This window comes from Glutamicibacter sp. NPDC055354, assembly GCF_053644955.1.
Genome location: NZ_JBSHMB010000001.1, coordinates 1,960,094 through 1,978,316, shown reverse-complemented (window position 1 = coordinate 1,978,316; position 18,223 = coordinate 1,960,094). Strand labels below are relative to the sequence as shown.

Annotated in this window: 21 protein-coding genes; 16 read left to right on the top strand and 5 right to left on the bottom strand. The window is 62.3% G+C overall.

The annotated features are described in order from the left end of the window. The first annotated feature begins 33 nt into the window (after nucleotides 1–33). Nucleotides 34–873, top strand: coding sequence for an SGNH/GDSL hydrolase family protein (locus tag ACWICV_RS09175; protein WP_105656138.1), 840 nt, complete (start codon nucleotides 34–36; stop codon nucleotides 871–873). 4 nt (nucleotides 874–877) lie between these two features. Here ACWICV_RS09175 and ACWICV_RS09170 read toward each other — a convergent pair whose 3' ends face one another. Both ACWICV_RS09170 and ACWICV_RS09165 read right to left on the bottom strand, forming a co-directional pair. Further along, nucleotides 878–1,300 carry a VOC family protein gene (locus ACWICV_RS09170; RefSeq protein WP_454090384.1) on the bottom strand — a complete coding sequence of 141 codons (423 nt, stop codon included), beginning with the start codon at nucleotides 1,298–1,300 and terminating at the stop codon, nucleotides 878–880. 198 nt (nucleotides 1,301–1,498) lie between these two features. After that, entirely contained in the window at nucleotides 1,499–1,921 is a 423-nt protein-coding gene (locus ACWICV_RS09165) for an acyl-CoA thioesterase (RefSeq protein ID WP_105656140.1), read from the bottom strand. A 243-nt stretch (nucleotides 1,922–2,164) separates the two neighbouring features. On the opposite strand from ACWICV_RS09165, the gene glsA reads away from it, so the two are divergent. The 7 genes from glsA (at nucleotide 2,165) to ACWICV_RS09130 (ending at nucleotide 7,640) form a co-directional block, all read left to right on the top strand. Continuing rightward, on the top strand, nucleotides 2,165–3,193 hold the full coding sequence (glsA, locus tag ACWICV_RS09160) for a glutaminase A (protein ID WP_454090385.1): 1,029 nt from the start codon (nucleotides 2,165–2,167) through the stop codon (nucleotides 3,191–3,193). A 338-nt stretch (nucleotides 3,194–3,531) separates the two neighbouring features. Next, on the top strand, nucleotides 3,532–4,086 hold the full coding sequence (locus ACWICV_RS09155) for an alternate-type signal peptide domain-containing protein (RefSeq protein ID WP_332489206.1): 555 nt from the start codon (nucleotides 3,532–3,534) through the stop codon (nucleotides 4,084–4,086). A 25-nt stretch (nucleotides 4,087–4,111) separates the two neighbouring features. Next, nucleotides 4,112–4,687 (top strand): hypothetical protein, encoded by a 576-nt coding sequence (locus ACWICV_RS09150; protein WP_402696837.1) that lies wholly within the window; start codon nucleotides 4,112–4,114, stop codon nucleotides 4,685–4,687. Then, the gene (locus ACWICV_RS09145) at nucleotides 4,684–5,253 is read left to right on the top strand and encodes a signal peptidase I (RefSeq protein WP_454090386.1); all 570 of its coding nucleotides are present in this window, start codon (nucleotides 4,684–4,686) and stop codon (nucleotides 5,251–5,253) included. The genes ACWICV_RS09150 and ACWICV_RS09145 overlap by 4 nt, the downstream gene beginning before the upstream one ends. Then, the gene (locus ACWICV_RS09140) at nucleotides 5,250–5,936 is read left to right on the top strand and encodes a hypothetical protein (RefSeq protein ID WP_454090387.1); all 687 of its coding nucleotides are present in this window, start codon (nucleotides 5,250–5,252) and stop codon (nucleotides 5,934–5,936) included. Before ACWICV_RS09145 ends, ACWICV_RS09140 begins: the two co-directional genes overlap by 4 nt. Further along, nucleotides 5,933–6,508: a hypothetical protein gene (locus tag ACWICV_RS09135; RefSeq protein ID WP_332489202.1), complete on the top strand. Its 576-nt coding sequence runs from the start codon at nucleotides 5,933–5,935 to the stop codon at nucleotides 6,506–6,508. Before ACWICV_RS09140 ends, ACWICV_RS09135 begins: the two co-directional genes overlap by 4 nt. A 1-nt stretch (nucleotide 6,509) precedes the next feature. Then, the gene (locus ACWICV_RS09130; protein ID WP_365942766.1) at nucleotides 6,510–7,640 is read left to right on the top strand and encodes a signal peptidase I; all 1,131 of its coding nucleotides are present in this window, start codon (nucleotides 6,510–6,512) and stop codon (nucleotides 7,638–7,640) included. Here the strand turns inward: ACWICV_RS09130 and ACWICV_RS09125 are convergent. Beyond that, complete coding sequence (locus ACWICV_RS09125; protein ID WP_454090388.1) at nucleotides 7,637–8,242, bottom strand: TetR/AcrR family transcriptional regulator; 606 nt, start codon at nucleotides 8,240–8,242, stop codon at nucleotides 7,637–7,639. The genes ACWICV_RS09130 and ACWICV_RS09125 overlap by 4 nt on opposite strands. A gap of 140 nt (nucleotides 8,243–8,382) precedes the next feature. Between ACWICV_RS09125 and ACWICV_RS09120 the strand changes: the two genes are divergently transcribed. Beyond that, entirely contained in the window at nucleotides 8,383–9,360 is a 978-nt protein-coding gene (locus tag ACWICV_RS09120) for a nitrilase-related carbon-nitrogen hydrolase (RefSeq protein WP_454090389.1), read from the top strand. Further along, nucleotides 9,353–10,384 carry an agmatine deiminase family protein gene (locus tag ACWICV_RS09115; protein ID WP_454090390.1) on the top strand — a complete coding sequence of 344 codons (1,032 nt, stop codon included), beginning with the start codon at nucleotides 9,353–9,355 and terminating at the stop codon, nucleotides 10,382–10,384. Before ACWICV_RS09120 ends, ACWICV_RS09115 begins: the two co-directional genes overlap by 8 nt. A gap of 4 nt (nucleotides 10,385–10,388) precedes the next feature. Here the strand turns inward: ACWICV_RS09115 and ACWICV_RS09110 are convergent, their stop codons facing one another. Beyond that, a complete protein-coding gene (locus ACWICV_RS09110) occupies nucleotides 10,389–11,564 on the bottom strand; it encodes an FAD-dependent oxidoreductase (RefSeq protein ID WP_454090391.1) in 1,176 nt (391 codons plus the stop codon). Nucleotides 11,565–11,677: 113 nt separating this feature from the next. Between ACWICV_RS09110 and ACWICV_RS09105 the strand changes: the two genes are divergently transcribed. The 3 genes from ACWICV_RS09105 (at nucleotide 11,678) to ACWICV_RS09095 (ending at nucleotide 14,389) form a co-directional block, all read left to right on the top strand. Further along, entirely contained in the window at nucleotides 11,678–12,415 is a 738-nt protein-coding gene (locus ACWICV_RS09105) for a sulfite exporter TauE/SafE family protein (RefSeq protein WP_454090392.1), read from the top strand. A 78-nt stretch (nucleotides 12,416–12,493) separates the two neighbouring features. Then, nucleotides 12,494–13,657, top strand: coding sequence for a hypothetical protein (locus ACWICV_RS09100; protein WP_454090393.1), 1,164 nt, complete (start codon nucleotides 12,494–12,496; stop codon nucleotides 13,655–13,657). 69 nt (nucleotides 13,658–13,726) lie between these two features. After that, nucleotides 13,727–14,389: a GOLPH3/VPS74 family protein gene (locus ACWICV_RS09095; RefSeq protein ID WP_454090394.1), complete on the top strand. Its 663-nt coding sequence runs from the start codon at nucleotides 13,727–13,729 to the stop codon at nucleotides 14,387–14,389. 39 nt (nucleotides 14,390–14,428) lie between these two features. Here the strand turns inward: ACWICV_RS09095 and ACWICV_RS09090 are convergent, their stop codons facing one another. Next, entirely contained in the window at nucleotides 14,429–15,094 is a 666-nt protein-coding gene (locus ACWICV_RS09090; RefSeq protein WP_105656154.1) for a GntR family transcriptional regulator, read from the bottom strand. 167 nt (nucleotides 15,095–15,261) lie between these two features. On the opposite strand from ACWICV_RS09090, the gene ACWICV_RS09085 reads away from it, so the two are divergent. The 3 genes from ACWICV_RS09085 to ACWICV_RS09075 are packed head-to-tail and all read left to right on the top strand — an operon-like array spanning nucleotide 15,262 to nucleotide 18,222. Continuing rightward, on the top strand, nucleotides 15,262–16,383 hold the full coding sequence (locus tag ACWICV_RS09085) for a type III polyketide synthase (protein ID WP_105662047.1): 1,122 nt from the start codon (nucleotides 15,262–15,264) through the stop codon (nucleotides 16,381–16,383). Continuing rightward, a complete protein-coding gene (locus ACWICV_RS09080) occupies nucleotides 16,383–17,096 on the top strand; it encodes a methyltransferase domain-containing protein (RefSeq protein ID WP_454090395.1) in 714 nt (237 codons plus the stop codon). Before ACWICV_RS09085 ends, ACWICV_RS09080 begins: the two co-directional genes overlap by 1 nt. Continuing rightward, nucleotides 17,089–18,222: an FAD-dependent oxidoreductase gene (locus ACWICV_RS09075; RefSeq protein ID WP_454090396.1), complete on the top strand. Its 1,134-nt coding sequence runs from the start codon at nucleotides 17,089–17,091 to the stop codon at nucleotides 18,220–18,222. Before ACWICV_RS09080 ends, ACWICV_RS09075 begins: the two co-directional genes overlap by 8 nt. Nucleotide 18,223 lies beyond the last annotated feature (1 nt).

Here is an 18,223-nt window from a genome sequence, read left to right as displayed (position 1 = left end):
CTTAGTCAACTGTTCCTTGTAGATTAGCCAATCATGGGACGGCTGTTTATGGCGATCGGGGATTCCTTTACCGAAGGCGTGGGGGACTGGGAACCCAGGCTGCCCAACGGTGTACGCGGATGGGCCGATCGCGTGGCCAAGCAGTTATCCAAAGCGGATCCCGAGTGGCAGTACGTGAACCTGGGAATCCGCAGCCGACGGCTCCAGTCGATTATCGACGAGCAGATCCCCATAGCCCTGGAACTCAGGCCGGAGGTGATCACCTTTTATGCCGGCGGCAACGACATCCTGGAATTCCGCAAGGACATGAAGGAATTCCTTGCCCGATACTCGCAGGCTGTCGAAGCCCTGGTTTCCACGGGTGCCAAGGTCCTGCTGTTCACCGGGTTCGATATCCCCGTGCACCCGGTGCTCGCCCCGTTCAAGCGGCGCAACTGGCGCTTCAATGACCACGTGCGCCGGCTCGCTGAACGCTATCCGGACTCAGTAGTGCTCGTTGACTACTGGAATTGGGAGGCGTACCGGGATAAGCGCATGTGGGATATCGACAAGCTGCACATGAATCGTGCCGGCCATCGCTACATGGCCATCAGGATCCTGGAGATCCTCGGGTATCCACACCAGCTGGTTTTCGATCCCTTTGGCGCCGCGGACCGGGTCGGATTCTGGCAGGCCACGCAGCGCGACGTGGAGTGGCTGAGGCAGTGGGTGCTGCCGATGTTCGGGCGGCGCATGCGCGGCATTACCCTGGGGGACCAGCTGCGTCCCCGCTGGCCGGAGCCGATGCATCCGGCCAAGGGGATGAAGAAGCAGTTCCGCAAGCGCCGCAAAGCAGAAGAGCTGCGGCACCTGCGGAATTCCGAGGTCGGCTAGCTGCCTAGCTGCCTGGGTTTTCCATTGCTTCTGGACTCATCCACGCGATTTCCCAGACGTGGCCATCCGGGTCCTGGACGGCTGCCTGGTACATGCCCGGGAATGGCTCATCTGCCGGGCGGTAGATGCTGCCGCCACCGGCCTCGGCCCGTGCGACGAAGTCGTCGACGCCTTGGCGGGTTTCTGCCGACAGGGCATTGAGGGTTTCGCGCAGGCCGCTTCCGAGCGCCGGCTTATCGCCGTTGACCAGGAAGCTTGCGAAGAACTCCTGGCGCAGCACCATCACGAGAATATTCTCGGCGATGATCCATGAGGTGGCATTTTCATCGGAGAACGTCGTGTTCTTGGTGAAGCCCATGGCCTCGTAGAACTTGTCGGCTCTGGCTAGATCGGCGGTCGGTAGGTTGACGAAAATCATCTGGCCCATGGGTTTCTCGCTTCTGCGTCGGGGGAATTCCTCAGTGCAAAAACAACTTTGCTGGACGCATGAACCGAGCGCAAGAGCTATGCGGGATTAACCTTGAAATGAAACAAGGCCCCGCTAGAGCACGCAGTTAAGCGCGGCCGAGCGGAGCCTTGAACCAAACCCTTGAATTCTTGAGGGCTTCGGGCATTCAAGCGGGGACTAGATCAGTGCCTTGGTGATTTCCAGCGGGATGCGATCGCGGGTGTAGGTGATGTGGTCGTAGCCGTGCGGTGCCGGCTTGCCGTCTTCGCCGATGTTCACGAAGACGATCTTCTCGATGGTCAGGATCGATTCCTGGGTGAAGATGTTGCGCACCTCTGCGCGCAGGGTGACCGAAGTCCGGCCGAAGTCGATAGCGGTCAGGCCCATCTCGATCAGGTCGCCTTCCTTTGCGGAGGCGATGAAGTTGATCTCGGACATGAACTTGGTGACAACGTGCTTGTTGCCCAGCTGGATGATCGAGTAGATCGCAGCTTCTTCGTCGATCCAGCGCAGCAGGCTGCCGCCGAACAGCGTGCCGTTTGCGTTCAAGTCTTCTGGGCGAACCCACTTGCGCGTATGAAAAGTAATACCCTTAGCCATACACAAAATGCTAAGTCAGATCGGGTGCATTGCGCTGTAAGGTGCTCCACAATGTAGGGGAAAACACATGCGATTCATGCATTGAATACCAAGTGGACGCGTGATTGGGGCGGGTGCCGGGAGAATTGGCCCAATGCTTCCTGTCTGCTCACGGCTGTTCCAAGGTGCTAAGCGGCAATGCTGTTGATAAGGTCAAATCAAGCAGCATGAATCAACGGACCGAGGACTAAAAGGCAGGTGAAGATGACCTATCCTTCGGAAGGGAATAACGAAACTATTCCCACCGATTTCGACGACGTCGTTCAGCAAGTTTCTACCGGTGAGCTGGAACATGATCGCATCGATTCCCTGCTCAAGGAAGCCCATGAGCGATACGCGGATGCAGACGACGGGCTCCTTGCCCACTACATACCGATCCTGGGCCAAGCGGACCCCAATCTCTTTGGCATCGCCATGTCCCACGTCGGCGGCTCTGTCCACATGGTTGGCGATTGCGATCACCAGTTCTCGATCCAGTCGATCTCCAAGATGTTCGTCTACGCGCTAGTGGTGCAGGAGCACGGGCGCGAGGTCGTTCGCGAACGCATCGGCGTGAACAATACGGGCATGTCCTTCAACTCTGTGATGGCCGTCGAATTGAACAACGGCTTGCCGATGAACCCCATGGTCAATGCCGGCGCCATCGCCACGACAGCAATGATGCCCGGCAAGACCGCTGCCAAGAAGTGGGAGAACGTCCGGGAAGGGCTCTCCGCCTTTGCTGGCCGGGCGCTGAGCCTGGATGACGAGGTCTACCACTCCGAATCGCTGGCCAACGAGCGCAACAAGGCCCTGGGTCATTTGCTCAAGAGCTACGGGCGGCTGGAGAACGAACCTGCGGATGCCGTTGATGTGTACACCAAGCAGTGCTCGCTGAATATCAGCGCGCATGATCTTGCCGTCATGGGCGCGACGCTGGCCGATGGCGGAGTGAACCCGGTGACCGGAAAGCGCGTCGTCGATGCAGACGTTTGCCGCGATACCCTGGCGACCGTGGCCTCCAACGGCTTGTACGAGCGTTCTGGCGAGTGGCTATTCGAGATCGGGATCCCGGCGAAGTCCGGGGTTTCTGGCGGCATTGTCGCGGTAGCTCCGGGCAAGGGCGCCATTGGCGCGTTCTCGCCGCCCTTGGACATGGCCGGGAACTCGGTGCGCGCGCAGCTGGCCATCGGGCAGCTTTCGCGTGCCATGGGCCTGAATCTGTTTGCGTCGGCGCCAGATCGGGAAAGCTGATCCCGGGCGTTTCACGCATTATCCAAAAGGCGGATTGATTCGCTAACTAGCTAAACTTTTATGGACAGGTGGATGGCCTTTGCCGTCCATCTTTCGCCATTCGGTGCCGGATCGTTTCGAGAGTTGAAATCCTCGCGCAAAGGAACTGGTCAGCTGCTGGTTAGCAAGAATTTTCGATGCCATGAGAATACGTTTTCACGGCGGTTGTCTTGTTTCCTTTAGCGGTGCAGGCCGGCGGCAGCGACATGTGACGTCCGGGGGTTGTAAAACCTACTAAACAAGCTTTACTTAAAGTGTGTGTCACTGGGGGCACCTGAAACTTTGAGGATGCGTAATTCATGAAGAAAGTAACCAAGGCAACCATTGCTGCTGTTGCAGCCGGAGCGCTGTTGCTCGGCGGCGCTGGAACGATCGCGCGCTGGCAGGCGCAGCAGACTATTGACGCGGGCACCGTGGAAACCGGCCACCTGAACTTGACGACCAACGGGGAGGGCAGCTGGCAGGACATCAGCAATCCGGAAGCGCCCGAGCCGTTCGACCCGGCAACCCAGCAGCTCGTTCCCGGGGACGTTGTTGCGTTCAGCCAGACCGCCACCATCGATGCCGAAGGCAAGAACATTGCTGGATCGCTGAGCGTCGACCAGGCGGCTACGGCGCTGGGAGCGTTGGAAGGATACGTGACCGTCGCTCTGCAGGTCGATGCATCGGCGCCGGGGATTACGGAGGAAGCTGACGGCACACTGAGCTTTGCCGATCCGGGCACCTATTCAGTTCCATTCCTGATCACCGTCACCTTTGCCGAAGGAGCGGTGGGGGACACCCCGCCGTCGACCTACGACCAGCCGCTGGATCTTGAAGCGCTGACGCTGACCTTGGACCAAGTCCGCGCTTAGTCATGGAACGTGGATTGGCTGGTGCATGCCCAAACCCTTGAAGTTCGCCATGGTCGCGGTTGTGCTCTTGCTGCTGGGTATCAGCGCGCAAGGCACGGCCGCAACTTGGCGCGCCGAAAGCACGGTGGATCCGCCAGCCTTGAAAACCGGTTCGCTGGCATTACTGGCCGGTGGCGAAACCGAGCACCAGTTCGCCAATCTGTCCAGCAGCGAGCTGATCCCCGGGGCGTTTACGCAAGCACCACTGGTGATCACCAATGCTGGCACTGTGGACTTGACCTATCAGCTGGATGGGGCGGTCAATGCGACCGCTTCGCCGACTGCCGCTGATCGTGCCCTGTCCAGCGCTTTGCAACTGAGCATCTATTCCGGCATGGACCAAGCGGCCTGCGAAGCCGACCAGCCGTTGGCCGGGGAACGGCTGTATGCCGGGCCGCTGGGATCCACCGCCTCCTTCGCAGCTGCCAGGGTGCTGCGCGCAGCGCCGGCGATGGCGAATGAGGCCTTGTGCATTCGTGTTTCGGTTCCCTCTGGAGCACCTCAAACGGCTTCCGGCGGGAAAGTAGCGCTCAAGCTGGGGTTCGCGGGGCAGCAGCGATGACAATTGGGAATCGCGTCCGGCGCAGGGAACAGCAGGAACGCACAGGGATCCGGTGGTGGTGCGGGCAGGTGCTTTCCTGGCTCGTGCTGTTCATCGTCCTTGCCCTGATTGCCGTCATGATCGTGGTTCCGAAATTGGGCGGGGCGACGGCGTATACCGTGCTCACCGGATCCATGCGGCCGCATTTGCCGCCCGGTACTTTGGTGGTGGTGAAGCCGATTGACCCGGAGCACCTTCGCATTGGCGAGGTTGCCACCTACCAGCTGGAATCAGGTGAGCCTGAAGTCGTTACGCACCGTGTTTCCGCTATCGGCGCGAGCCTGGGCGGGGAAGAACAATTCATTTTCCGCGGGGATGCAAACAACACCGATGACGCTCCAGTGCAACCCGAACAGATCCGGGGCGAGCTCTGGTATTCCGTCCCGCTCCTGGGATACGTGAACAGCGCTCTGTCACTCCAGCAGAGAACGTGGCTGACCTGGATCGCAACGAGCGGATTGATCGTGTATTCGCTGGTGATGTTCGGCGGGGCATGGCGTGAACGGCAGGGGAAAGGGCATCGATGAAGCTCCGTTTTCTTGCAGCCAGTGCGGCCATGACGGCCGTGATTCCCTGCGCGGCACTCGGCCTGGCACTGCCCGCATCAGCCGCGGAAACTGACCAGGGCCTAAGCTACAGCTTGGACGGCCGGGTCTATTCCGATGCCCCACCGCAGGTATTTGGAGGAGGTCCGGTCTTGGCGCCTGGCGTTGAATCCACAGGATCCTTGTGGATTCGCAATGACCGGGAGTCGGATATCGAAGTCCGCATCCGGACGATCGAGCCCGCTGCGTCAACCCGGATCTATTTCGAAACAGCCGGATCCTCGGTAGTCCGGTTGGAACCTGACAAAGCCGCGGAATTCGGACTGAGGGTCGGACTGCCCTGGTCGGCGAAAAATGATTCGGAGGACCAGCAGGTGCCTTCGTTGCAGGTGCGCATCGACGCCGTCGAATTAGCAGGCGGAGATGGGCAAGCTCCGGATTCTTCGCGGCCGCCTGACGAAGGGGATTCGCCCGACAGTGATGCGCCGAGGGAAGAGCTGCCCCAATCGGATCCTCCCGAGCAGCATGATGGGCTCGGAGATACCGGGTTCCGCGGTGCGGCGCTGCTTGCGGCGGCAGGCATCGCGGGTATCGGGGGATTATCGTTGCTTGCTGCGCAACGCAGGAAACAAAAGGAACTTGAAACGGACGGAGTGGAAGAATGAGCGACCGTTCAATGCGCATCAAGGCAATTCTGTCCTTGGGCATCCTCGTAGGATTCGGCACCGTCTCGACGCTGGCCTCATGGACCGGACAAGCGACAGCTACCTCGAACGTCAGCACGGCCACCGTTGCCCTGGGAGTTGGAGCTACTGCGACCAGCGCAACCTCGGCCAGCTACCAGATGCCCATCAGCGGCAATAACCTGTTTCCGGGCTCGACATCGGCATCCGTCGTGACAGTGAAGAACACCGGTTCCATCTCGGCGCCCTATGTTTTCGGCGGAAGAATCACCGAATCGGGCAACGCTGCGCTGGGGGCGGCACTCAATATCGTTGTAAAAACAGGCGCCACGGTCAGCGGCACCGGCTCCAGCGTTACTTGCTCGGGCGGAACCACGCTGCTGTCGAAGAACGCTGGATCCCAGTTCGGCAGTGCCTCGGCCGCCAGGCCCTTGGCCGCCGGCAGCAGCGAAACCCTGTGCGTGCAGTACTCGCTGCCAGTAACCGCGGCCAATACCCTGCAGGGCGCCACGACGGCAATCACCCTGGACTTCACCTCGACGGTGGGTTCATGAGATGAAGTTGAATCGAACTGGACCCCGCACAGGATCTTCGCTGACGCTGTTCCAGCGCCTCGTGCTGAACGCCTGCGCCGCGGCCGGGACCCTGTGCCTGGTCATGGCGGTGCTGGCGTTGGCTTTCGGGATCAAGCCCCTGGTTTTCGCCTCGGGATCAATGGGACCGGGCATCCCCACTGGTTCGCTGGGTCTGGCTGTTCCGACCGCGGTAGAGGACGCCGCCATAGGCGACGTGGTTTCGGTGGTGATCAGTGACGAAGTGCGGGTGACGCACCGGGTTGTCGAAAAGACGGACGCGGGGCTGATCCTCAAGGGAGATGCCAATCCAGTCGCGGACCTGCAACCGTATGCGGTGGACAGCGTCGACAAGCTGCTGGCCAGTGTACCGGTCCTGGGCTACGTCGTATCGTGGCTGTCCCAGCCATGGGCCTATTCTCTCGGCGGACTGCTGTGCGCCTACCTGCTCTATGTCGCGTTCATCAAGAGGGATGGTGGAAGCGGCCGACTTTCATCCGGGCAGGGCGTGAATGAGGCCGAAATGGACCCAGGCCCTTTTGCTGGTCGCGAGCATCAAGCCACTGAATTTCGGGTATCCGGAGCTAGTCGGGAATCCATGTCGCAACGATCTCGGCGACGGACCCTGATTCAGATGGCTGGCATGTTTTCAATGCTCACGTTGTGCCTTTTGCCGATTCAAATCGAACAAACCCAGGCAGCTTTCTCCAGCCAAGCGGCGGCTTCCGCCACGGCTACTGCGCTCACGGCTCTGCCCCCAGCCAACGCTAAATGCACAGGCAATGTCGGGGACCAGCAAACCATCCGATTCGATTGGTCAGTTTCCGGACCAGAACCAACGTCCTATACCATCACCGGACAACTCAATGGCAGCTCGACGGTAAAGACAGAGTCGCTTGCTGGCAACACGCGAAGCTACACGACATCCCTGTCTTCGAGCCAGGGTCTACTGGGTGCCCTGCTGGATTTGCTCGTAGGCTTCGACAGAAAATTCACGGTGGCGATCAGGGCGAATTACGGATCATGGAGTTCAGCCCCCGTGAGCTTTACTCAAATTCATGGCAGCGCCGGACTTCTGGGCATCAACAAGCGTTTAACCTGCCAACCGCACTAGCCTGGCAGCGAATATAGACCATTGATAATCAGATCAAGGCCCACCGCAAAGGTCTTTGACGCCCGGTCCTCGTCGCCCAGGGCAGTGGCCAGTGACTCGCTGAAAGCGCGTGTCGACTCTCCGTCGATTTCCCATACATTCTCGGGTGCCGCCGCGTCCAAGGCGGATCCGAGCACAAAGGAGTCGACGATCGTGATGGCCTGCAGCCGCCGCTTCGGTTCGAACCCGGCCATAGCGAAGGCCTCGGCCAGTGCATCGTAGACGCGCAGCGTGGTGTTGTCGCGGACTGTGTGGCTGGTGAGCAGCGGGATCAGCCGTGGGTGCCTTGAATACGACTCCCAGTAGGACGTGGAAATTTGCCGTACGATCTCCTGCCAGTCGCTGGAAGCATTATCTGGCAGGCTGATCGCCGACATGGCCCGGCCTCTCATCAGCTCGATGATCTCATCCTTGCCGGACACGTGGTTGTACAGGGACGAAGCGGAGACCGAGAGGGCCTTGGCCAATTGCGGAAGCGTGAACTCGCCATGGGCGTCGACGAGCTTGAGTGCGGCATCGGCGATCGCGGCGGTGCTGAGCTTCGGCTTGGAAGGCCTGGCCATGAATTCTCCCGTTGTTGAAGGTTCTGGGTAGAGCTTACACAAATAAACGAAAGTCATTCGTTTAATCTCTTGCGTCGAGGGCTTTGCTGGACCTAATCTGTAAACGAATACCATTCGTTTAATATCTGAAGGGGAGCCCAATGCAAGAGATCCTGGCCCTTGAACCACCCGTTTCCCCAGCGCGTGCCGAAGCCAAGTCGCGCGGCGCGATCACCATTGCGCTGGTGCAGCACCGCTGGCGTGAAGACCCGCGGGAACTGCGCGGGGAACTGGAGGACGGCATTGCCCGCGCGGCCAAGCATGGCGCGCGCATCGTCTTCCTCCCGGAATTGACCCTGGGCAAATATCCGGCCTTCGAGATCCCGGACGCCGACGCCGCGGACGAGACCGCCGAGGATCTGGAGAACGGGCCGACCGTGGCCTTCGCCCGCGAGATGGCCGCGAAGTACAACCTGCACGTGCACATCTCGCTGTTCCGCAAGGCTCCGGCCGCCGACGGGTTGGGACTGAACACCGCAGTGGTTCTTTCCCCGCAGGGCCGGATCGTCGCGCTGACCAACAAGCTGCATATTCCGCGGACCGCAGGCTACTACGAGGACAAATACTTCCGCGAAGGGCCCAATGACGAGCCCTATCCGGTGCACCGCATCGCGGCGCTCGGGGACCTGGCCATGGGCCTGCCCACCTGCTGGGATGAATGGTTCAGCGAGCCGCCGCGCATCTATTCGCTGGCCGGAGCGGACCTGCTGGCCTATCCCACCGCAATCGGTTCCGAGCCGGACCACCCGGACTTCGACACCGAGCCGCTGTGGCGCCAGACCATCATCGGCAACGGCATTGCCAACGGGCTGTTCATGGTTGTCCCCAACCGGTGGGGCGACGAGGGAGCACTGGACTTCTACGGTTCGTCATTCATCTCGGACCCCTACGGCCGCATCCTGGCCCGCGCTCCGCGCGATGCCTCAGCGGTGCTCGTGGCCACCTTGGACCTGGACGCCCGGCGCGACTGGCTGGCGCTCTTCCCATTCCTGCGCACCCGCCGTCCCGATACCTACGCGGCGCTGGCGGCGCCGCGCGAAAACGCCCAGCTGGGAGAACGGACGCAGACCCATGCCTGAGTTGCGCATGCCGGCAGAAACCGAAGCCCATGAGCGCATCTTCATGGCATTTCCCTCCGGCGGCTACACGCTGGGAGAAACCGAAGCGCAGGCCGAAGCGGCCCGCGCCGCCTGGAGCGCCGTGGCCCGGGCGGTCAGCGCTTTCACCCCGGTCACGATGGTGGTGGACCCGGCCAGCGAAGCCGCAGCCCGGCGCCATCTGGGCGATGCGGTCGCCTACTGCCTGCACCCGCTGGACGATGCCTGGATGCGCGATTCCGGCCCGAGCTTCGTGCGCACCGCACAAGGCCAGCTCAAGGCGGTGAACTGGAACTTCAACGGCTGGGGTGCGCAGAGCTGGGCGTCCTGGGACAAGGACCGCCTGGTGGCGGGCCATGTCGCGCGCCTTGCCGGCGCAGAAGAGATCCGGGCGTCGATCACCAATGAGGGTGGCGGGATCCACGTGGACGGCGAGGGAACAGTACTGGCCACGCGCAGCGTCCAGCTGGATCCGGGGCGCAACCCGGGCCAGACCGAGAAGGACATCGAGGACGAGTTCGCCCGGCTACTCGGAACCCGGAAGACCATTTGGCTCGATCGCGGGCTGAGCCGGGACAACGAGGAATTCGGCACGCGCGGCCACGTGGACATCGTCGCCTGCTTCGCCCGGCCCGGCGTGGTGCTCTACCACGACCAGCAGGATCCTCGGCACCCGGACCACGTGATTTCGCAGGCCGTGCGCGCACGGCTGGAGCAATCAACCGACGCGCAGGGACGGACGCTGGAGCTCATTGCCGTGCCGGCGCCGACCGTGCTGCGCGATGCCGAAGGCTGGGTGGACTATTCCTATATCAACCACCTGGTGACCAACGGCGGGGTCATCGCCTGCAGCTTCGATGATCCCAACGACCACCAGGCCGCGAGCATCCTTGCCGCGGCCTATCCCGGACGGGAAGTGGCCAGCGTGGATGCGCGCGAGCTGTTCGCCCGCGGCGGCGGCATCCACTGCATCACCCAGCAGCTGCCCGCCACCGAACGGGGATAGGCGCCTAGCCCAGGCCGACCGCGCGGCGGCGTTCCAGGAAGACCGGTTTCGCCGCCGTGCGAGTCGCGGAAAACAGGGGGTCGGCCGCACGCCGGCCCAGGGCCAGGTCGGCCAGGTATTCGCCGATGGCGGGCACGAATTTGAAGCCGTGGCCGCTGAATCCCGCGCCGACGGTGACCGGCCCCAGCGAATCGAGGATGAAGTGCTCATCGACGGTGTTGGCGTAGGTGCAGGACACCGTTTCGTAGCGCGAAGGATCCGCACCCGGAAGCCAGCGTGCCGCGTAGTCCTGCAGTCCGCGCAGCTGTTCGTCGCTGGCCTGGTGCGGCCGGTGCTCCGGATCGATGATCCGTCCGGAACCATGCCAGCCCACCTTGATGCCTTCCCCCGGGGTGCGCATGCCGTAGATGGGCCCGAAGACGCGTGATCCGATATCCCGTGCCGGATCCAGGGTGTGGTTGAACCCCGGCCAGTGCGCCGGCAGGTCCTTCTGCGCGAAATGCACCGGGTGCTCTTCGGTGACGTGGATGGCAGGAAGCTTGAACGCATCGCCCAGCAGCTGCGCGGTCCAAGCCCCCGCGGTGACGATGGCATGGCGGGCCCGGATAGCCGACATGGTGCCCTGGTGCTGGACTTGCACCTCGACACGGTCATCGGCAAGCACCTCCAGAGCGGTCACCCGGTGCCCGTATTCCACGGCAGCTCCGTGCGCTACGGCAAGTTTCTGCAGCGAAGCCACCGCAAGATCGGCATTGATCTGGCCGCCGGCGGGGATATGCAGGACTTCGGTCTCGAACTTCATTCCCGCGAAACGCTCTTCTGCCGCAGCGATGCTCAGCAGCTCGCTGCCGAATCCTGCGTGGGCGAGGACCTGGTGCATTGCCCGTTGTTCGGCAACGATTCCGTGATTGACCAATCCGGTGCGTTCCAGCAGCCGAGTGCCGGCTTGCTCGGAAAGCGAATCCCACAAAGCGCCGGAACGCTGCAGCAGGCGAAGATACTCCGGTTCGGTGTAGGCAGGATTGAAGTTGCGGGTTGCTCCGTGCGAGGCGCCTTCCAAATGGCCCGGGGCAAAGCGTTCCAGCAGCAGGACCTCGTGCCCCGCAGAGGCCAGGGACCACGCGGCCGCCGAGCCCATCGCGCCGCCGCCGATAATCAGGAAATCTACGTCATTGCTCACCACTACAGCGTAAAACTCCAACTGAAGCGGGCTCCATTCAATTGACTCATTGGCCGTGGACTAACGTAATAGAGGATGGCGATCGAGAAAGCGGAGGCAGAGTGGAGCAAAGCGTGCAACTAGCGGCGGTAATCGGCTTGGCAGCTGCGGTTTTCGTGGGCGCCTCAACGCAACGGATCTCTGGAATGGGGTTCGCGCTGGTCTCATCGCCCTTCCTGGTCATGGTCTTGGGACCCCATGAGGGGGTCATGCTGGTCAACCTGCTCGGCGCCTGCAGCAGTTTGCTGATCTTTGCGCAGGTCTTCCGTCAGGTCGAGTACCGGAAGGTCGCCTTCATGCTCATACCGGCCATGCTCATGACCGTTCCCGGAGCTTGGCTGGCGAACTCGCTGGAGGGTCCATGGCTTTCCATCGGCATATCGTTCATGGTGATCCTGGCACTGGTTTCGAGTTTCATGATTCGAAATCTAGCGCTGGCCCAAAGCAAGGGATTGGCCATCGGCGCCGGGGCAGTTTCCGGATTCATGTCGGTGACCGCCGGTGTTTCCGGCCCGGCCATCGCGGGATACGCTGTGGCCAGCCGCTGGCCGCAGGCGCAATTCGCCATCTCCGTGCAGCTCTACTTCCTGGTGCTGTCGCTGACGTCCCTGGCCGCCAAGGGCGGCATGCCTCAACTGGATTGGCAGCAGTGGGGTGCCTGTCTTGGTGCGATGGTGCTGGGCATCTTGCTGGGCAATTACCTGGCTCCGAGGATCCCGCAAAAATTCAGTCGCGCATTCGTGATACTGATTGCCTTCGGCGGTGCCGTGAGCCTGATGGCCAGCGGCTTGGTCGACTTGGCCTCCCACTAGCGCAGTGCGCTGCTGCGCGGTGTGCGGCGGCGCCGCGGGCGGTACACGTTTTTCAATGAAAATGAGAGAATGTACTCCGTGCATTCCCAATATCCCGATGTAACTCTCAGCAAACGAGTCAGCGAGCTAGACATTGAGCGCCGTGCCCTGTGGGCTGGTCTGTTCTGTTCCCTATTCGGGTTGGTTGTGGGGCTCATTGTCTTTGCCGGTGAACGTCCGCCGCTCTTTGGCGATCTGTCCGTGGGCATCGTCTCCGCCGTTTGCGGTGCTGTCTCGGCCGGAACCAGCAGCGCCTATGCTTTCCGTTCGATGCTGAGGGCACGGGAACCGTGGTTGAAGAAGATTCCCAAATGGCGCCAGATCGTCACGGCCCTGGGTCTCGTATTGGTGCACGTAGCCAGTTCTGTCATGATCCTGCTGGTGGTCTTCCACTTGTTCCAGCAGGCCTTCTACGGGTTGCATTTGGATGTGCTGGCAGGCGCGTTGGCGGTCAGCGTCGCCACGGGCATCTCCGCTTACCTCTCCTTGGAAGCAACCGCGCGGATCAACGCGGAATCACTTTCCGTGGTGCTGGGCATCTTCATGGGCGCCGGGGTGCTGATCAGCATGCTGCTGGCCGAAGACCAAGGCTGGTGGCAGAGCATGTTCTCTTCGCTGGGAACAACGCAGGCCGGCATGGGCTCGTTCTGGACCTTCAACCTCACGCTGGTGATTTCCGGTTTGGTGCTGGCGGCCTTCACCGAGTTCCTGACCCGCGACCTGGTCCGCCTGGCGCAGTCCTACCGTTGCCGCCCGGCGCTGGAAAGGTACAGGATTGCACGAATGGTGCGTCCGCGGCCGTGGCTTGTGCGCTGGTGCTTGCTGATTGTTTCGGTGGGCATTATCGGCATTGGCTTGGTTCCCTTCGATCTGTCCATGGAAGTGCATTCGGCCTTCGTGCAGCTGGTCTCGGCGGCCATGATCTTCTTGCTGCTGGGCACCGTCGTGCTGCTGCCTGGCTACCCTGCGGTGTTCCATATGCTCTCCTACGCGGCCATTGGTGCGATCTGGGCGGCCTTCCAGCTGTGGACCGAATGGTCGTACTACAACCTGACCGGTTTCGAGCTTTCGGTCGTGGCCATCATGTTCAGCTGGATCTCGGTGTTCATCCGCACCACGTCGGCGATGACCCAGGACCGTTCCGAACCTCGCACCACCCATTCGCCGTCCGAAGTTGCCAAGGCGAAGAAGTCCGCGGCCTAGGGCGGCCGAGCCTGAATATCCGTCGGAAGGCTGAAGCATTTCGCCTCCGCAGGCCGGTAGCCTGAAAATATGTTGATTGCGGAAAAGCTCTACTTGCTAATGGCCGATGACTCCGAAAAGCCGGAGACAGTTGTATCAGCTACGGGATACGGCATGAATGCTGCCATCATCACCGACTTGATGATCGCTGGGCGTGTGGCGTTGAGCGAGGATCAGCAGCGGCAGATCCACCTCATCGGTGCCGGCCCTTGCCCGGATCCAGTTCTCGCCGCGCCATTGGAAAAGCTGGAAAAGAGAGGCAATCTGAGCCTCGACGAAGCGGTGAAGATCAATTCCTTGTGCGATGCCCGCTCGCTGACCGATTCCTTGGCCAAGGCCGGGATTATCGAATACGGCGAACGCACACTGCTGGGCTTGGGCAAACAGCGGGTCCGCATCATCAACCAGCAGATCCAGCGCCAGATCCGGACCGATTTGCAGGGCGCCCTGCACGGGCAGAAGATCCCGGGAACCAGCGATACCACCGTGCTCGCGATCTTGCAGGCGATAGGCCTGGTGAACGATGTGCTGGAAGACGAGCTGGCACCCATGTCGGGAAGCCAAGCGCAGTCCCGGATTGCGGAACTCGCGCAGGATTCACCGGCAGCCGATTCAGCGCAACGGGCAGTGGCAGCGATGAACGCCGCCATCGTTACCCAGCGCGTCATTCCGCCCGCGCCTGGCAAGAAATAGCTGGACGGCGCTCGCAAGGAAAGACTACTGCGCGATGATTCAGCGCAGGGTGCTCAATCCCGCATCCATGACCACCTGGATAGTGGAACGGTAATGGCTATTGAGCAGCTCGCCGAGGAGGGCTGCATTACGATCCAAGGCGGCATCCAGGATTTCCTGGTGCTCCTTTTCAACGTTGCGCTTGCCTGCGGCCTTCGACGGGGCAGCCCAGCGGCGGTACAGCTCGGTGAAGTTCGAAAGGTCGGCAGAGAGCTTGAGCATCGGCTGGCAATCGCACGGTACCAGCAGTGCATGGTGGAATTCGCGGTGCGCCTCGGACCATGCGGGGTTGACGGTGCCGGGTTCCTCCGGCAAACGCCGCGGGGTGCGCGAAAGCTTGTGGTGGGCTGCGATCAAGTTCGATTCCCACGCGACATCTCCGCGCTCCACCGCCAAGCGGGCGGCCAGTGCCTCGGTGGAACACCGCAGTTCGGTGATATCCGCCAGTTCGCGCAGGTTCAGATCCGGCACGAAGAAACCGCGGTTTGGGCGGATGACCACCAGGTTTTCCCCCGCTAGCCGGGTCAGCGATTCGCGGATCACGGTGGTGCTGGTTTCGAACTGTTCTGCCAAAGTGGTTGGTTGAAGGCGGTCGCCGGGGGACCAGAAGCCATCAAGGATGGTTCGGCGGATACCCTCCAGGGAATGAACTGATGCCTTTGCCAAGCTGACCTCTTCATGCGTGATCGATTGAATCTGATGTTAATAACAATAATCATATTCTTCGCAGGGGATAGATAATCCACGCGCACGGCGGAACAGAATGCCCGGGCTATTGCTGGTAATTCGCCAAAGCTGTTTACCTTCCGCCGCATCGGTCCTAGGCTCGGGTCATGTCAGTGAAGATCCGCACGATTCAAACCGCAGTTCCCGCAACGACCCTGGCCCAGGAAGAGATCCGCGATGTCTTCGCCAGCCAGCCGAACCTGAGCCGGCTGGGTGAACGGCTCATCGCCACCTCGTTCAACTCCGCCGCGATCAGCACCAGGTACAGCTGCGTCGATGAATTCGACCTCTCCCTGCCCGAACCCGAAACTCCGCTGTTCTACGACCGGGTTGAAGGCCGGTTGCTCTCCCCGAGCACCGCCGAACGCAACGGCATCTATGCGAAGCAGGCCAGCGCGCTGTTCACGAACGCCGCGAAAAAGGCCCTCGACGCCTGCCCGGACCTTGCCCCGGAAGATATCACCCACGTCATAACCGTCTCCTGCACCGGGTTCTACAACCCGGGCCCGGACTACCAGATCGTGCGGGCGCTGGGGCTGGCACCGAGCACCGTGCGCCACCACCTTGGTTTCATGGGATGCTACGCGGCGTTCCCCGCCCTGCGCGCGGCCCGCGACTTCTGCCTGGCCGATCCTCAAGCCACCGTGCTGGTGGTCTGCGCCGAGCTGTGCACGTTGCATGTGCACAGCTCCAATGACCCGGACACCATCATGGGTTCGGCCATCTTCGCCGACGGGGCCGCGGCGGTGATCGTCTCGGCGCAGGGCAGCGGGCTGCTGCAAATGGACGGCTTCGAAACCGTGCTCACCCCGGTGGGCGAGGAGGCCATGGCCTGGAATATCGGCGACCACGGATTCGAGATGGTGCTGGGCACCTACGTTCCGCACATCATCGACGAGCACATCACCGGGGCGCTGCAGCCGCTCTTGGCCAAGGACGCCGACCCGGAACTCTCTGTGGACCGGATCCAGCATTGGGGTCTGCATCCCGGAGGCCGGGCCATCCTGGACCGGGTGCAAAACCGGCTGGGCCTGGATGACCAGCAGCTGGTGCCAGCCCGCGCGATCCTGGATCGCTACGGGAACATGTCCAGCGCCACGGTGCTATTCGTGCTCAAGGAAATCCTCGAAGCAGCCGCTGCGGACCAGGGCGAAAGGGTCTGCTCCATGGCATTCGGTCCGGGGCTGACGGTGGAATCCGGGCTGTTCACCATATGCCGGCAAGGATAATGCTCCGGCTGTCGCGGGCAGCGGAAGCCATCGAGGAAATGGACCGCCCGGATTGCGACCCGGTGCTGCTGCGCCGCACCTACGCGCAGTTCCCTCTGGTCAACCGGGTAGTAGCCGGCTGGCGGGGCAATTACGTGCAGTACATCCGCCCGTTGCTGGCGCGCCGGGTCCGGGCCAGGATACTGGACGTGGGCTGCGGGGGAGGAGACATTGCGGCGAATCTGGCGCGCTGGGCGCTCGCCGACGGGTTCGAGGTGGCAGTGTGCGGTATCGACCCGGATCCCCGGGCCATCTCCTACGCCCGGCAAGCGCTGCAACGCTGCAAGCTGCCGCGCGGGGTGCTGGAATTCCGGGAAACGACCAGCACCCGGCTAGCGGCCGACGGCGAGCAGTTCGACCTGGTGCTCTCCAACCACCTGCTGCACCACCTGGGCACGGACCAGCTGCGCCAGCTGCAGGACGAGACCGAGCAATTGTGCACCGGGATCGGAATGCACAGCGATATCCGGCGCTCCCCGCTGGCGCTGGGGCTGTTCGGGCTGGCGACCTTGCCGTTGGCAGGCAGTTCGCTGATCCGGCGCGATGGCCTGACCTCCATTCGGCGCAGCTTCGTGCCGGGGGAACTGAGGCCATTGCTCCGCCCTGGTTGGGAGGTGCGCACGCAGCGGCCCTACCGCAACCTGCTGCTCTGGGAAGCTGGCGGCCGTGGATGACGCCGCGATCATCGGGGCCGGACCGGTAGGACTGGCCCTGGCCATAGAGCTCGCCCAAAGCGGGCGTACCGTTCGGGTCTTCGAGCAGCGCAGCGCACCGGTAGCCCACTCGCGCGCGATCGGCCTGCACCCTCCAGCGCAAGAAGTCCTGGCGCGACTCGGCGTGGGACCGGCGGCGCAGCGCGGCGGGGTGCAGATCCGCGGCGGACTGGGAATCTCGCGCGGGCGGAGCATCGCTTCGATGGATTTCTCCACTATTGGCGGCCAATACCCGTATGTGCTGTCCTTGCCGCAGCAGGACACCGAGCAATTGCTGCGCGAGCGCTTGGAACAGCTGGCACCGGGGACATTGATGATGGACTGCGCTTTCGAGCAGGTTCTTAAGCAGTCAGAGCAGGCGGTGGAATTTGCCGCTGGCGGCGTGGTTCACCGGGCCCTGTGGCTGGCCGGAGCCGACGGGGTCCGTTCCGCGGTCCGCAGGGATCTCGGCGTGGGCTTTGCCGGAAGGGACCATCGGGACCGCTACCTGATGGGGGACTTCCCGGAGACCACTGGACTGGCGCACACTGCCGCGCTTTTCCTGCATCAGCAGGGGATTGTCGAATCCTTCCCGCTGCCCGCTGCGCGGCGGCGCTGGGTGGTGCGCATCGAGCAAACGCAGGTCGATGATTCGCCGGGCATGCTGGCCGAGACCATCTTGGACCGCACCGGATACCTTCTTGACGCCGAGGCCTGCACGATGACCAGCAATTTCGGCACTGCCACCCGGATGGTGCCCTCGATGGTCCATGGGCGCGTGGTGCTGCTGGGCGATGCGGCCCACCAGATCAGCCCGATCGGCGGGCAGGGGCTGAGCTTGGGGCTGGCTGATGCGCAGGCGGTGGCGCACCTCATTGCTGCCAGGGCGCCCATGGGAGCACTGGATGATCGCCGGCTCGGGGCAGCGCGCAGTGCGGCCCGGCGTGCGCAGGTGAACATGCTGTTGGGCCGTGCCCTGCCGCGTTGGGCTGTCCCTTTGCGGGATTCGGCGTTTTCCCGGCTTGCCTCCAGTGCCTGGCTGCATGAGAAGGTGGCGCGCGACTTCACGATGACCGGTCCCGGACAGCGTTCGGTTCCCGTCGCATGAC

Excerpts from the sequence above, each read along its gene's own strand:
- ACWICV_RS09175 (WP_105656138.1), top strand. The coding sequence starts at position 34 with ATGGGACGGCTGTTTATGGCGATCGGGGATTCCTTTACCGAAGGCGTG.
- ACWICV_RS09170 (WP_454090384.1), bottom strand. The coding sequence starts at position 1,300 with ATGGGCCAGATGATTTTCGTCAACCTACCGACCGCCGATCTAGCCAGA.
- ACWICV_RS09165 (WP_105656140.1), bottom strand. The coding sequence starts at position 1,921 with ATGGCTAAGGGTATTACTTTTCATACGCGCAAGTGGGTTCGCCCAGAA.
- glsA (WP_454090385.1), top strand. The coding sequence starts at position 2,165 with ATGACCTATCCTTCGGAAGGGAATAACGAAACTATTCCCACCGATTTC.
- ACWICV_RS09155 (WP_332489206.1), top strand. The coding sequence starts at position 3,532 with ATGAAGAAAGTAACCAAGGCAACCATTGCTGCTGTTGCAGCCGGAGCG.
- ACWICV_RS09150 (WP_402696837.1), top strand. The coding sequence starts at position 4,112 with ATGCCCAAACCCTTGAAGTTCGCCATGGTCGCGGTTGTGCTCTTGCTG.
- ACWICV_RS09145 (WP_454090386.1), top strand. The coding sequence starts at position 4,684 with ATGACAATTGGGAATCGCGTCCGGCGCAGGGAACAGCAGGAACGCACA.
- ACWICV_RS09140 (WP_454090387.1), top strand. The coding sequence starts at position 5,250 with ATGAAGCTCCGTTTTCTTGCAGCCAGTGCGGCCATGACGGCCGTGATT.
- ACWICV_RS09135 (WP_332489202.1), top strand. The coding sequence starts at position 5,933 with ATGAGCGACCGTTCAATGCGCATCAAGGCAATTCTGTCCTTGGGCATC.
- ACWICV_RS09130 (WP_365942766.1), top strand. The coding sequence starts at position 6,510 with ATGAAGTTGAATCGAACTGGACCCCGCACAGGATCTTCGCTGACGCTG.
- ACWICV_RS09125 (WP_454090388.1), bottom strand. The coding sequence starts at position 8,242 with ATGGCCAGGCCTTCCAAGCCGAAGCTCAGCACCGCCGCGATCGCCGAT.
- ACWICV_RS09120 (WP_454090389.1), top strand. The coding sequence starts at position 8,383 with ATGCAAGAGATCCTGGCCCTTGAACCACCCGTTTCCCCAGCGCGTGCC.
- ACWICV_RS09115 (WP_454090390.1), top strand. The coding sequence starts at position 9,353 with ATGCCTGAGTTGCGCATGCCGGCAGAAACCGAAGCCCATGAGCGCATC.
- ACWICV_RS09095 (WP_454090394.1), top strand. The coding sequence starts at position 13,727 with ATGTTGATTGCGGAAAAGCTCTACTTGCTAATGGCCGATGACTCCGAA.
- ACWICV_RS09085 (WP_105662047.1), top strand. The coding sequence starts at position 15,262 with ATGTCAGTGAAGATCCGCACGATTCAAACCGCAGTTCCCGCAACGACC.
- ACWICV_RS09080 (WP_454090395.1), top strand. The coding sequence starts at position 16,383 with ATGCTCCGGCTGTCGCGGGCAGCGGAAGCCATCGAGGAAATGGACCGC.